This window comes from Rhodococcus sp. 15-649-2-2 (assembly GCF_002258645.1).
Lineage (GTDB): Bacteria > Actinomycetota > Actinomycetes > Mycobacteriales > Mycobacteriaceae > Rhodococcoides.
Window position 1 is genome coordinate 24,920 of the sequence record NZ_NPFM01000017.1, and the last position, 12,693, is coordinate 37,612.

Genomic DNA, 12,693 nt, shown 5'->3' on the forward strand with positions numbered 1-12,693 from the left:
CCGGCACAGGCCCCGATTCTGTGCATCAACCTGTGGATACTGTGGATAACTTCTGTGGCGTGAGTGACGTAGGTCATAGCGCCGCGTTGCTCGGGTCGTCGGGACACGGGTGGCAGCCCCGCGCGAGGCCGTGACAAGATCGAGGTGTGTCTCACCCCGAGCAGCCGCCCGCCGTCACCGTCGACCGACTCCCGGTGCCGTTTCCCGAGACGGCACTGCTGCTCGACGTACGTGAACCCGAGGAGTGGCAGGCCGGGCACGCGCCCGATGCCGTGCACATCCCGATGAGTGACATTCCGTCCCGCGCCGGTGAGATCGACAATCAATCCGAGGTCTACGTCGTCTGCAAAGCCGGTGGTCGGTCGGCCCGCGTCGTCGAATACCTGAACCGAGTGGGTTTCGAAGCGATCAACGTCGACGGTGGGATGCTCGCCTGGCAGGCCGCAGGTCGACCGATCGAACGCGACGACGACTCCCACGAACCGAGAATCATCTAGATGACGGCACCGCGGGGACGCGCACAGGCGTTCCAGGTCTGTGCCCGCTGTAGCACTCGCTGGGCGGTCGGTGCACGGCCGGGCACGTGGTGCCCCCGCTGCCACGGCGTCCTGCTCTCGCCGGTGTCGACCCAAGCGCCTGCGCAGGGCCGGCGCAACTTCCGCTGGGTCGCACGACCGGCGACATCGCGCTCGACGTTCGCTCGCACGACTCGAACCGCAGCCCCGACGCCGACGCCGCACTACGATTCGACGCCTACCTGGGGCTTGCGTGACATCCCGCGCGATCCGGAGGCGAGTCGGCCGGTGGGACGCGTCGAGCAGTACGCCGCGAACGCGCAGTTGCTCGTCTTCGTCACCGCGCTGCTGCTGGCTCTCGGCGCGTTCGCCGAGGTGTTTCGCTACGGAATTCTGCTGTACAACCGCACCCGACTCGTCTCGCCGATCACCCTGGCCGTATCCGACGCGTTGGTGTACTTCGCTCAGGTGGGTTCGCTCGTCGTCGGCCTGTTCGCTCTCATCGGCTCGTCGTGCTGGTTGATCCGGCAACGTCGGCTCGCTTTCGCCGCAGCGGGCGCGACCGATCCACGATCGGTGCGGTGGATGCTGCTGTTGTCGATGCTGCCGCTCGTGCGCATCGTCATGCCCGGGGTGTATCTGACCGAGCTGGCCCGACTGCGGGGTGACACCGAGGCCGACGTACACCGCGAGCTGTTTCTGGTGCGCATCTGGTGGGGTCTCTGGGCCGCGAGCAACGCGCTGGTGGTCGTCCAACTGCTGTGGAATCTGCAGGGCAGCCTGCAAGCCCGGGCCGATGGAGTTCTCCTGTCGGCGGTCGTTGCGGCAGTAGCTGCGGGTTCGGCCGTGCTCACCCTGGCGGTGATGCGCCGATTCGAGGGCCGCACGCTGCGCGGATCGGCCTTGGCGCGTCCTACCCGATGGGTCATGGCCGCGGGCAAGGCCACCTCCCCGAAGGCCACCGACATCGAGGCGACCGGTCCCGAGCGCTCGAAGGTAGAGCCCGTCGAGCACGAAGCGGTGACGGCGTCGTGAGTCCCGATCGCCGCGGCCCGCTCGTCGTCGCACATCGCGGTGCCTCGGCGGCCAAGAAGGAACACACCCTCGCGGCGTACGACCTGGCGCTGCGTGAGGGAGCAGATGGCGTCGAGTGCGATGTACGACTGACCAAGGACGGTCACATCGTGTGCGTGCACGACCGTCGTGTCGACAGAACCTCGAACGGCACCGGAATCGTCAGCGAGATGAATTTCGCCGAACTTGCGCAGCTGAACTACGGCGAGCCCGACGAACCCGCCGAACTCCTGACACTGCACGACCTCATCGCACTCGTGCTGGACTGGAGCAGCAAGCCGGTCAAGCTGTTCATCGAAACCAAGCATCCCGTGCGCTACGGCTCGCTGATCGAGAGCGCGGTACTCGAGGAGCTGGGCAAGTTCGGCATCGGTGCGCCCGCATCGGCAGACCACTCGCGAGCGGTCATCATGTCGTTCGCACCGTCGGCGGTCTGGCGGGTACGCCGCTCTGCCCCGATGCTCCCGACGGTGCTCCTCGGCGACAGTTCGCACTACCTCGGCGGAGGAGCGGCGACGACCGTCGGTGCCACCGCGGTCGGACCGTCCATCCGTGCGCTGCGCGAGCACCCGAGCATCATCGACCGCGCCGCCGCGTCGGGCCGGGCGAGTTACGTGTGGACCGTCGACGAGAAAGAGGACGTGGACCTGTGCCGCGAACTCGGTGTCGGATGGATCGCCACCAACCACCCCGGCCGAACGCGAGCCTGGCTCGAATCGAAGAACGTGTAGGTTTTCGGGCGTGGGTAAGAGCAAAAGAAACAGTGGACCGAAGCAGGGAAGCAACCGAGCGGCGAAGCTGGCGCAGCGTGAGGCCGAGCGCGCGAGCATCGACTCGGCGTCGACCCGCCCGTTCGAGGGCCTGGCCGCCGAATGCGATCTGGTAGCGCTGCGCGAGTTCGTCCCGTCGGCAACGGCAACCGCGCCGATCACGGTGGACGGTCGCACCATCACGCTGGCAACGGTGCTGCCCGGTGCCGTTGCGGCACTGGTGCGCGAAGACGCGGGCACCGTCGAGGGATTTGTCGGCCTGCAGGTGCAGACGCAGTCGAAAGACGTTGCAGCAGATATCAGTAGCGCACTCGGCTGGGTGTCCACTGCTTCCGCGGGCGAGTCGCTCGAAGCCGCGAACATCACCGACAGCACCCCAGCGTTGACCGAGGTGCTCGACGCGTCCGCGCTGCTCGAGATCACCGTCCATCAGGACTTCAACTGGTGGATTCCCGAAAGTGCCACTCCCGCAGCCGATGTGACCGCCACTGTGGAGCGTGCGAATCAAGCGATCATGCCGTCGGCACGGATCGAAGCGGACGGCGTCGTCGCGGCCTGGTGGGTGGATGCGGGCGACAAGGCGCACATCCGCTGGGTTCGGCCGGAGGGCGAAGACGATGTGATGCTCGCTCTCGCTCGGCTGCACGCTGCGGGCGATCTGCACCTGGGCGAGGGATCGCGCTACGCCGGTTCGTTCCGTACGCACGGATTGCTGGTGCCGGTGTTCGATCTCGATCCCGAGATGCACCCCACCGAATGGGCCTCGCCCACAAAGGAATTCGGAGACAAGCTGAGCGAAGCTCTCGCTGTCGACGCTCCGCTCACTGCAGCGCAGCTGCGCTCACGTGACGGCTTGCGCGGTCGTCAGGTCACGTTGCGCTGACGGCTTCCGGCCGGGATACGCGGTCGAGACGAATTGCTCGGAAACCTACATCGGGTGGCCGCCCGAACAAGAATCCTTGTTCGGGCGGCCACCCGTATGAGCGCGCTACTTGCGGCGGGATTTACAGCGATCCGCCGGCAACGGTGGGTGCGCCTGCGTCGGCGACCACGCTGGTGTTCATCTCGCGGGCAACGAACTGCTCGAGGTCGAACAGGTTGTGGCCCGCGCGATCTGCGATGTTGAGCAGGGTCTTCATGCTGGCAACTTCCTCGACCTGCTCCTTGAGGAACCACTGCATGAACTGCTCGCCGAGGTAGTCGCCCTCTTCGCGTGCGGTGCTCGCCAACGCGATGATCTGGTCGGTGACGGTCTCTTCCTGCGCCAGCGCCAGGGCGATGGCCTCACGAGGATCGGTGAAGACGGACTTCGACGCGTCGACGCCGGTCAGCTCGACCGTGATGTCGCGATCGAGGAAGTACTGCACGATCATCATCGCGTGGTTGCGCTCTTCGACCGACTGCGCGTAGAAGTGCTTGGCCAGCTGCGGCAGGTCGACATTCGCGAAGTAGACAGCGGTGGCGATGTACTGCTGCGAGGCGTTGAACTCGTTGCGAATCTGGTCGCGAAGAAGTGCATGGAACTTGGTGTGGCTGGTTTCTTTGATATCTATGCTCATGACGAGGACGATATGCCTGGTCAGAGGCGTTGTCATCCAAGTCGAACCTTATTGAGGCGAACGTAGCCTAATACAGTGGATCCTAAATGTCCGCTCTGAGCAGGGCGCAAGCTACGCGCTCCCGGCCTCTTTCGGGGCATTGGTGGCGCGGATCACCGATCCACCGATTTCTCGGGCGACGTACTGCTCGATGTCGAACAGGTTGGATTCGGCTCGCCGGACGATGTTGAGCAGACTCTGCATCGCCGCCACCTCCTCGACCTGCTCGGTGAGGAACCAGTGGGTGAACTGCTCGCCGATGTAGTCGCCCTCGGCCCGGGCAGCCCGCGCGAGCGCGGTGATCTGCTCGGTCACCGTCGTTTCCTGTGCCAGTGCCAATTCCACCGGCTCGACCACCGACTCGAACGCCGTCACCACGTCGCCGATGCTCGACGCGTCGACATCGAGTCGATTGTCGATGAGGAACCGGATCATCATCATGGCGTGCCGACGCTCTTCGGCGGACTGGGCGTAGAAGCGGGTGGCCAGCTGCGGTAGATCGTTTCGGTCGAACCACACCGCGATCGCGACGTACTGCTGCGATGCGGTGAACTCGTGCCGCACCTGAGCGCGCAGTAGATCGTGGAACGACGCACCGGGCGTCACGGCGGGCTGGGCAGACGGCAGTGTCATGGTCCACAACCTACCGGTCTCGGGTGGGAGTGGAGCCTGCAGGAACGACCGATTCGGCGGCTCAGGGCCCGCCGGTCAGCAGATCCGGTGGAATTTCGCGATCCTGGGCGATGGCGTCGAAGAATGCCGGTGCGCGGGTGTCGTCCCACAACAGCACGTTTCCGACGTCGGAGTCCTGGAATCCGCCGACCGGTACCGTCGTGGTCACCGGACCTCCGCGCATCGCCCAGGCCAGCGCGGCGAGGTTCCAGATGTGGTCTCCCTCGTCGACGCTCAACGACGACGCCGTATCGGACACCAGCGGCCACAGCTTCAGTGGGTTGAGGAAAGTCGATGCGCTGGTGGCTTTTTCGAGCAGTGCGGACATGAATGCCCGTTGATTGTTCATTCGGTCGAGATCGGCCAGCGCGGTTGCGCGGGACCGCACGAACCCGAGCGCCTCGGACCCGGTGAGATCCTGGCAGCCGGCGGGAATGTTGATGCCCGCCAACGGATCGTCGATTGCGTTCTGCACGCACACGTTCACCCCGCCGACCGCGTCGACTATCCCGGCGAAGCCGCCGAAGCCGATCTCGGCGTAGTGATCGATATGCACCCCGGTCGCGCCTTCGACCGTCTGTACCAACAGTGACGGTCCACCGAATGCGAAGGCCGCGTTGAGCTTGTCTTCGCCGTTGCCCGGAATGGACACGTACGAATCGCGAGGCAGGCTGACCATCGTGGTCGCCCCGCTGCCCTCGGGAATGTGGATCAGGATGATCGTGTCGGTGCGGCTCGGGCCCACCTCGCCGCCGGTGGCCAGCGTGGCCTCCTGCTCCGGCGTGAGGCCTGCCCGTGAATCCGACCCGACGAGAAGCCAATTGGTGCCTGGAGTGTCTCCGACGCGACCAGGGTAGGAGGTGAGGGCGCCGACTCGCGTCAACGAGCTGTCGACGTAGTAGACGACGCCGCCGATTCCCAGCACGAGAACGAGCAGCACGATCAGGAAACGTCGACCCCAGCGTCTGCGCTTGCGCGGCTTCGCGACCTTGGGTGGGCGCGAATCTCGTTGTGGTCGAGCCGGTTGTGGTCTGGCGGGTTCCGGCCGGCGCTGTGCAGGCGCTGCGGGTTGCTTGCGCTCCTCGGTGTACGGCTCCGGCTGCTGGCGCGGGGCATACCCGGTGCGGCCCTGCTGCTCGTCCGCGGATCGTGAGTACTGACGCGTCGAATTGGGTGTATCGGGTGTATCGGACCGGGGTGTACGAGACTGTGCCGAACCGGGTTCCGGAGCCTGCGACCACGCCTGCTGGGCCGCGGCCGAGCGCGGCGGCCCGGCGACAGGCCGGCCGTCGCGCCGAATGAACTCGGTGCCTTCAGGTACCTGACCCGGTGGGACGGGGAGGCCGCGTGCCGGACGCTCGGGGTTGTACTGGCGCGGTCCTCGCTCGGGTGGCGGCTGGCCGGGGCGATACCCGCGAGGAGGCGGCGGCTGCTGGGCGGACGGCTGTCGGAAGGGCCGCTGGCCGGGTGGTTGTTGGCCGGGGGACTGTTGGCCGGGGGACTGTTGGCCGGGCCGGTTGGGGCCAGGAGGCTGTTGGTTCGGTGACTGTTGGTTGTGGCGTTGGGGATTGGGGCGTTGGGGATTGGGGCGCTGCTGGTCGGGCGGCTGCCGGCGGGTTGGCTGCTGCGGGGGTTGCCCCTCGGCGCGACGAGGCTGAGCTGCTGGACCGGGCTGCGGTGGGCTGGGTCTAGCTGCTGGACCGGGCTGGGGCGCTGGATCGGGTCGGCCGTGACGACTCGGCATCGATCGGTCGGGCGGCGTGCGCCCCGGCGGGGTCTGACCTGGAGGGGGTGCCTGACCTGGAGGAGGCGTGCGACCGGGAGGCGGCGTGCGCCGGTCCGGCGCGCCGTGCCGTCCGTAGCGATCGTCGTCGTTCACGGATCGACTGTAGCTGTCGGCGCGGAAACAGCATGGTTCCTCGCGCCTGGATCGGGTCTGGATTCAGGGGAGCCACGACAGATGTTCGCGCAGGAGGGCATAGCCGACGAAGGCGACGATATCGATCAGAGCATGCGCGATCAGCAGCGGCCAGAGCCTGCCGGTGCGCTGCCAGTAGCGGCCGAAGACCAGCCCCATCAGGAAGTTTCCGATGCCTCCGCCCACCCCCTGATAGAGGTGGTAGCTCCCGCGCAGCAGCGCCGAACACAGCAGTGACTTGTTTTCACCGAGCCCGAGTCTGCGTAGCCGGGAGATCAGGTAGGCCACGACGATGATCTCCTCGGCACCGGAGTTGGCCAGCGCGTACAGGATCAGGGCCGGCACGCGCCACCAGTGGTCGTCGAGGGCGCTGGGAACGACGTTCAGATTGAAACCGAGAGCGTTGCCGACGAGATACAGCGCCAGCCCGGGCAGCCCGATCAACGCCGCCAGTCCGACGCCGTGACCGAGGTCGATCTTCAGGCGCGGTCTGGCCAGTCCGATTGCCCGCGGTGCCAGGTCGGCTCGCCACAGCAGGTACAAACCCAGGCCACCCCAGGCGCACAACCGCAGAATGCTGAGCAGTTGGAACAACAGATCGATCAGGCTGAAGCTCGACCGCGACGAGTTCAGTGCCACGGTCTGATCGGACAGTGCCGCGGTCTGTAGGGCGTCCTCGACGAGAGAGAGGATGCTGCTCATTCCGCTGAGGCCGAACGTCACCAGCAGCACGATCGCGATCTCGACTTTGATGGTCGTGCGCTCGCGAGCGTCGGGCAGGGGAGCCGTGCGCTCCGGCGGCGGTGGCGTCAACCAGCTCTTGAAGTCGATCACCGCACGAGTCTGCCTTGTTTGTCGAAACGTGCGTCAGCCGCGAGCGCGTAGGCCGTTCAGAAACGGGCAACCGGCGAGTACCCGCAGGGCCCGACTGAGCGAGAGGACGTCGTCGACGGGCTCGGCGAATCCCAGGCGGACGTCGTTGTCACCGCAGTCGCTCTCGATGCGCAGCCGAATTCCGTAGCGATCGATACCCAGCGGACGGATTCGACCCTGCCGCAGGGACGGCGGGAGGCGTCGGGACAGTTGGGCGAGCAGATCGGGATGGTCGGAATCGAGGTGCTCGAGCCAGCTCGTCTCCATCTCCCAGAACGGATCGGGTTCGGCCGCCAGCAGCGATTCGACGTCGACGGGTTCTGCGCCGGTGCTGTCTGCGACCACTGCGGAGCTCACGATCAGCCGCATCAGCGAGGTGGTGTGACCGACGTCGAGCAGGGCCGCGTGCGGGTGTTCTGCGGCCACGGCTCCGGCCATGGGACGCATCAGCGATTCCGGGACCGGACGCAGATCGCCGCGCAGCCACACCAACGAACGCACTGGTTCACGTAATGCGAGTGGCGCGTGATCGGTGAGTTCGAGGACGGCAGGAATGCCCGCCCGCGAGGATTGCCAGGTGTTGGCGTCGTCGAGAGAGTCGGTGGGGACGGCCAGGATCATCTCGCCGTTGGGTCGCAGGTGATGAAGGGACGTGACCACCGGGTCGCTGCCGTCGATGGCCAGGGCGGCACCCTCGGCGCGCATGCAGGCACTGCGCACGCGTTCGGCAGTGGACGGTCCGGTGGTGGTGGTTGCGCCGAGCATGGGCTCCTCCGATGCGATCGGGCCGGGCAAGAAGGTGAGGCATACCTAAGTAATGTGTCCCTAAGTTATACCGGTGTGGCGAGGATCGCAAGAGCATCCCGGGACTACGGTGAGGGCGTGCCGATTCCGTTGACCCTCGGTGTGCCACACCGACCCGACCCGAACGCACTCGTGCACGGGTTGCTGCTGCCGATCTGCTCCGATTCCGTCGAGCTGAACGCCGCCCCGCAGGGGGCCGAGTACGGCCCGCCCGTGGTCCGAGCGTCGACTCTGCTCGCGATGACGGACACGGCCGATCTCGGGCGCATCGTGGTGCACCTCGACATCGACCCGGACGAACTCCGCGCAAGTCGGACCGGCGGCTACGAGGTGGTCCGATTCGACGTGGACGCCCCCGCGGAACATCTCGCCGATGCGCTCGCGCTGCGGTTGCCCTCGCCGCTGGTCGTCTTCCCGGTGTTCGACGCCATCGACGTGGCCGAGACCGCGGAGGCCGTCGTCTTCGCGCACCGGACTCCGGGCATCAGCGTCGCCGATACCCCGAGACGCATCGCCGACGTGCTGGCTGTGGTCTCTCATGCAGACGTGGGCCTGGTCGCCCGCGCCGACACCGGCGACGACGTCCTGGCGATCCTCGCTGCGACGGTGGCATCGCTGCGCGGAGACGACATCAGCGCAGCTCTGGCCGCCCCGAATGTCGCCGCGCTGCGGGCCTTGATTCCCGAGGCCGCCGAGGCGGTGCGTGAGGTGCTGCTCGGAATCGAGATCGCCGACGCCGTCGCTGCCCGCGAACGGCTCGTCGAGGTCGGTTTGATCGCTTCGCGGACGTCGACAACGTAACCTCGAGGCGTGCCTCGCATCGCTTATTTCGGCCCATCCGGAACGTTCACGGAGATGGCGCTGGCGCAGTTCGAAAAGCTCGGAACCATCGCCGCCGCCGGCCTGGACGGTGCCGTCGAGCGCGTGACGGCAGCGAGCCCGCCCGCGGCACTCGAGGCCGTGCGTTCGGGTAACGCCGACGCGGCAGTCGTTCCCATCGAGAGCTCGATCGAGGGCGCGGTACCGCCGACCCTCGACGCGTTGTCCGAGGGTCGCCGGTTGCAGATCGTCGCCGAGACCGAGATCGAGGTGGCCTTCACCATTCTCGGGGGCCCCGGCGTCACCCTGGATTCGGCCCGCACGATCAGCGCCTACCCCATCGCGCTCAATCAGGTGCGTCAGTGGTTGCAGGCCACCATGCCCGGCGCGGCAGTGCAGTCGGCCTCGTCGAATGCCGGTGCGGCAGAAGATGTTGCCGCCGGAATGGTCGACGCGGCGGTGTCGACACGGTTGGCCGGTGAGCGCCTGTCGCTGCCGACGTTGGCCGACGGCATCATCGACGTGGAGGGTGCGCGAACCCGCTTCGTGCTGGTGACACCACCTCGGCCGGTTGCCCCCCGCACCGGTGCAGACCGCACTGCCGTGGTGCTCGAGCCGCCCAACGACCCGGGCACCCTGCCTGCGGCGTTGGCCGAGTTCGGGATTCGCAATATCGACCTGACGTTCATCGAATCACGTCCTACACGTTCGCAATTCGGCACGTACCGATTCTTCGTCGACTGCGCGGGCCATGTCGAGGATCCGCTCGTCGCCGAAGCACTGACGGCATTCCATCGCAAGATGCCGCTGCGGTTCCTCGGATCGTGGCCCATCGCAACGGGAACGGGTGGATCGGTGCCGCCGCCGATCGACGAGCACGTGCAGTGGCTCGACGATATTCGCGCCGGACGCGGTGATCTGTGATGGGCAAGCTGATTCTGGTGCGGCACGGTCAGACGAAAGCCAATGTTGCGAAGATGCTCGATACCGCGCCGCCCGGAGCCGAGTTGACCGAACTGGGTCACCAGCAAGCCGAAAGCTATGCCAGGACCTGGGTGGGGCACCCACCTGCCGTCCTCGTGTCTTCGATTGCGTTGCGCGCGAAGCAAACTGCCGGCTACATAGAGCGGGCAACCGGGGTTCCCCTCGTGGTGACCGAAGGAATTCAGGAGACCTACGCCGGAGATCTCGAAGACCGAGACGACCCCGCTGCGCACAAGGAGTTCACCGAGGTCTTCCATCGCTGGCACACCGGCGATCTGGCGGCGACAGTGCCGGGCGGAGACAGCGGGCATTCGGTGCTGGAGCGTTATGTGCCGGTGCTCGATGCGCTGCGCGCGCAGAACCTCGGCGACGACACTGCCGGCGATGTCGTCGTCGTGAGCCACGGTGCCGCCATCAGATTGGTCGCGGCGGTACTGGCCGGCGTCGACGGCACGTTCGCAGCCGACAACCATCTCGACAACACCCAGACGGTGGAACTGTTGCCGCTGCCCGGCGGGGGTTGGGCCTGCGGTAAGTGGGGCACATTCCTGCCGCCGTTCGAGGGCCAGGGCAGCGAGAAGGCCGACAACCCGATCAGCTGAGCCTGTCAGACCCTGTCTTCGTCACACCCTGTCTTCGTCAGACCCGGTGTTCCCGAGCCGACTCGATCAACTCGGTCAGCGCCGCCGTCACCTTGCGGTCCGTTGCCCCGGTCAATGAGCTCCAGGACGTGCCGTCGGCGGCCAGGGTGGAGGTGGCGACGATGCGTCCGGCTCGGGTATCGAACAGGGCGACGGGTCTACCGGCCACGTGCCGGGTGCCGTGTCTGGGCGCCACAGCCGTGATCTCGGTTCTGCCGGCGCACGTGGCCATGACCGATGCCAGGGCCGACGCGCGGTCGTCGGCTATCCCGATGCGGCTGAGGCGGGAAGCGGTTGCTCCGACATCGCTCGGTGCGGCATCGAGGGCCTGCGCCAGCAATGCGGTGGGAGCGTTGACGATGCCGGGGTCGAACGGCGTAGCGGGACCGATCGTGACAGCGAGATCTCGGGCCGGGTCGCCGTGGATGACGCGGATGGTGACGACGTTCTCTCGCCGGACCGCAGAGACCGTGATCCGGTCGTCGGACGCAACGCAGATCCGGGTGGTGGGAGCCGGCTCGTCGCTCTCGACGTCGAACACTCGCGCCGAGACGTACCAGTGCGGTTGTTCGAGAACCCGCATCCATTGCTGCAGATCCTCGTGAACTCGGCCGCCGGTGATCAGGCCGACGTTGTCCAGTGCGTCTCGGCCACGACCGAGGGCGCGATCTCGGGCAGTGGCGTCGTCGAAGCGCGGAAACACGTCGAGGACGATGGGTAGTTCGGCGATGGACAGCTCGTCGACCAGGAAGTCCATCTCGTCCACACCGAGCGCGGCGTTCGGCAGTGTGTGGCCCACCGGCACGGTTCCCAAGTCGATCAACGGCCGTTTCCGCTGGTATCGGGTACAGGCAGGGCTGGATCCGCACCGATGACGGACGGTGCGACGGTACGGCCGTCGGCGAAGTGCTCGAACTGCTTGAGGTAGTCCGGGGTCTCGTGTTCGTCGTCCTCGGCCTGCCCGCGTGCGCCCGATGCGGGCGCACCCGCCGTGCCGGTCCCACGCTGTGCGAGGCCCCCGTCGGCGGCGGTGGGTGCGCCGAACGCGTTGGCAGGGCCGCTCTGGCCTGGACCGAAGAGCGTCGAACCGCCACCGGCAGGACTCGGCGCAGACCCGGGCATTCCGACACCGCCGAAGCCCCCGAGGCCGGCACCTCCTGCCCCGAACGAGACCGGACGCGTGGAGGCCGGGCCGACCGCGAGAGACGCCGAACCGTTGGACGCGAATCCGTGACCGCCGCCGACGCCGGACAGTGCCGTCGACCCGATGTTCGACGCGGCAGTGGCCACGGTGGACACGCCGGTACTTGCGATGGAGGTGGCAACGCTACCGATCTGTCCGGCGGCTGCGGCCACTCCGGGATTCTGTGTTGCCGCCATCAGGCCGCCGATCGCAGCCTGAACGGGCGAGGTCATCACGGCGTTGGCGAACTTTCCGAGGCCGCTCCCGGAATCGGACACGATCGCGGGCGGATGATCGAAGGTGGTCTTGACGATGCGGTGCGAGTTGACCAGCTCGAATCCCTCCATCACCAGGGCTGCCCGTATGTCGAGCAACCGGTCTGCCACCTCGGCTGCCTCGTAGCTGCCGTTCAGCGCGCCGCCCGTGGAGGCAGCCGTGACCTTGGCGGCCTGCACGACGCCGATTTCCACCAGTGACGGCATGGTCGCGAGCGCCACGCCATAGGTGGTCCCGGCGGCCGGAGCCTCGACCGACAGCGCGGCCGCTTTCAATGCCGTTGCCCCGGTCCACGTTGCGAAACGTGCGAGCGCGGCCTGAGCGAGGAGGGCCGAATCACCCTCCCACCCCGCGGTCAACGCCGCAGTGACCGCGGCGATACTCGCCGACGCCTCCGTGAACGCTGCAGCCACCGAACCCCACGCGCCGCCGGCGACGTGCAACGGCACCGGACCCGGCCCGAGCAGTCGGGTCGAATTTCCCGTTGCCGTGCGCGGCAGCCACACCACACCTGTCACTCCGAGCGTCATCCTCTAGCCCCCATGATGTTCGAGCCCTGCGTTTCT

14 protein-coding genes are annotated in these 12,693 nt (G+C 67.0%); 7 read left to right on the top strand and 7 right to left on the bottom strand.

Annotation, left to right across the window (positions count from 1 at the left end; genetic code table 11):
* Positions 1-146: 146 nt before the first annotated feature.
* From CH305_RS09455 to CH305_RS09470, 4 genes are read left to right on the top strand one after another with little or no spacing between them, the layout of a single operon-like run.
* On the top strand, positions 147-497 hold the full coding sequence (locus CH305_RS09455; RefSeq protein ID WP_032381046.1) for a rhodanese-like domain-containing protein: 351 nt from the start codon (positions 147-149) through the stop codon (positions 495-497).
* On the top strand, positions 498-1,550 hold the full coding sequence (locus CH305_RS09460) for a DUF4328 domain-containing protein (protein ID WP_094703512.1): 1,053 nt from the start codon (positions 498-500) through the stop codon (positions 1,548-1,550).
* The gene (locus tag CH305_RS09465; RefSeq protein ID WP_037174835.1) at positions 1,547-2,320 is read left to right on the top strand and encodes a glycerophosphodiester phosphodiesterase; all 774 of its coding nucleotides are present in this window, start codon (positions 1,547-1,549) and stop codon (positions 2,318-2,320) included. The genes CH305_RS09460 and CH305_RS09465 overlap by 4 nt, the downstream gene beginning before the upstream one ends.
* Positions 2,321-2,330: 10 nt before the next feature.
* On the top strand, positions 2,331-3,242 hold the full coding sequence (locus CH305_RS09470; protein ID WP_179278245.1) for a DUF5926 family protein: 912 nt from the start codon (positions 2,331-2,333) through the stop codon (positions 3,240-3,242).
* Positions 3,243-3,363: 121 nt separating this feature from the next.
* Here CH305_RS09470 and CH305_RS09475 read toward each other — a convergent pair whose 3' ends face one another.
* The 5 genes from CH305_RS09475 to CH305_RS09495 all read right to left on the bottom strand — a co-directional run bounded on the left by CH305_RS09475 (position 3,364) and on the right by CH305_RS09495 (position 8,185).
* Positions 3,364-3,918, bottom strand: a complete 555-nt coding sequence (locus CH305_RS09475; protein WP_094703621.1) for a ferritin — start codon at positions 3,916-3,918, stop codon at positions 3,364-3,366.
* Between the two features lie 111 nt (positions 3,919-4,029).
* Positions 4,030-4,590: a ferritin gene (locus CH305_RS09480; protein ID WP_037152396.1), complete on the bottom strand. Its 561-nt coding sequence runs from the start codon at positions 4,588-4,590 to the stop codon at positions 4,030-4,032.
* A gap of 61 nt (positions 4,591-4,651) precedes the next feature.
* The gene (locus CH305_RS09485) at positions 4,652-5,929 is read right to left on the bottom strand and encodes an LCP family protein (RefSeq protein WP_256983666.1); all 1,278 of its coding nucleotides are present in this window, start codon (positions 5,927-5,929) and stop codon (positions 4,652-4,654) included.
* 642 nt (positions 5,930-6,571) lie between these two features.
* Positions 6,572-7,381 (bottom strand): type II CAAX endopeptidase family protein, encoded by an 810-nt coding sequence (locus CH305_RS09490; protein ID WP_037152398.1) that lies wholly within the window; start codon positions 7,379-7,381, stop codon positions 6,572-6,574.
* Positions 7,382-7,414: 33 nt separating this feature from the next.
* Entirely contained in the window at positions 7,415-8,185 is a 771-nt protein-coding gene (locus CH305_RS09495) for a DUF2470 domain-containing protein (RefSeq protein ID WP_032381051.1), read from the bottom strand.
* A 117-nt stretch (positions 8,186-8,302) separates the two neighbouring features.
* On the opposite strand from CH305_RS09495, the gene CH305_RS09500 reads away from it, so the two are divergent.
* Genes CH305_RS09500 through CH305_RS09510 form a run of 3 tightly spaced genes read left to right on the top strand, consistent with a single transcriptional unit; the run spans position 8,303 to position 10,629 of the window.
* Positions 8,303-9,025: a hypothetical protein gene (locus CH305_RS09500; protein WP_094703513.1), complete on the top strand. Its 723-nt coding sequence runs from the start codon at positions 8,303-8,305 to the stop codon at positions 9,023-9,025.
* Positions 9,026-9,034: 9 nt separating this feature from the next.
* Complete coding sequence (gene pheA, locus CH305_RS09505) at positions 9,035-9,967, top strand: prephenate dehydratase (RefSeq protein ID WP_037152403.1); 933 nt, start codon at positions 9,035-9,037, stop codon at positions 9,965-9,967.
* Positions 9,964-10,629, top strand: coding sequence for a histidine phosphatase family protein (locus CH305_RS09510; protein WP_094703514.1), 666 nt, complete (start codon positions 9,964-9,966; stop codon positions 10,627-10,629). Before pheA ends, CH305_RS09510 begins: the two co-directional genes overlap by 4 nt.
* A 37-nt stretch (positions 10,630-10,666) precedes the next feature.
* On the opposite strand, the gene CH305_RS09515 is transcribed toward CH305_RS09510, so the two are convergent.
* Both CH305_RS09515 and CH305_RS09520 read right to left on the bottom strand, forming a co-directional pair.
* Positions 10,667-11,491 (bottom strand): ESX secretion-associated protein EspG, encoded by an 825-nt coding sequence (locus CH305_RS09515; RefSeq protein WP_094703515.1) that lies wholly within the window; start codon positions 11,489-11,491, stop codon positions 10,667-10,669.
* Complete coding sequence (locus tag CH305_RS09520; RefSeq protein WP_256983638.1) at positions 11,488-12,657, bottom strand: PPE family protein; 1,170 nt, start codon at positions 12,655-12,657, stop codon at positions 11,488-11,490. The genes CH305_RS09515 and CH305_RS09520 overlap by 4 nt, the downstream gene beginning before the upstream one ends.
* Positions 12,658-12,693 lie beyond the last annotated feature (36 nt).

What these genes read in the sequence shown, in the direction of transcription:
- CH305_RS09460 (WP_094703512.1), top strand. Translation starts at nt 498, where the DNA reads ATGACGGCACCGCGGGGACGCGCACAGGCGTTCCAGGTCTGTGCCCGC.
- CH305_RS09475 (WP_094703621.1), bottom strand. Translation starts at nt 3,918, where the DNA reads ATGAGCATAGATATCAAAGAAACCAGCCACACCAAGTTCCATGCACTT.
- CH305_RS09480 (WP_037152396.1), bottom strand. Translation starts at nt 4,590, where the DNA reads ATGACACTGCCGTCTGCCCAGCCCGCCGTGACGCCCGGTGCGTCGTTC.
- CH305_RS09495 (WP_032381051.1), bottom strand. Translation starts at nt 8,185, where the DNA reads ATGCTCGGCGCAACCACCACCACCGGACCGTCCACTGCCGAACGCGTG.
- CH305_RS09520 (WP_256983638.1), bottom strand. Translation starts at nt 12,657, where the DNA reads ATGACGCTCGGAGTGACAGGTGTGGTGTGGCTGCCGCGCACGGCAACG.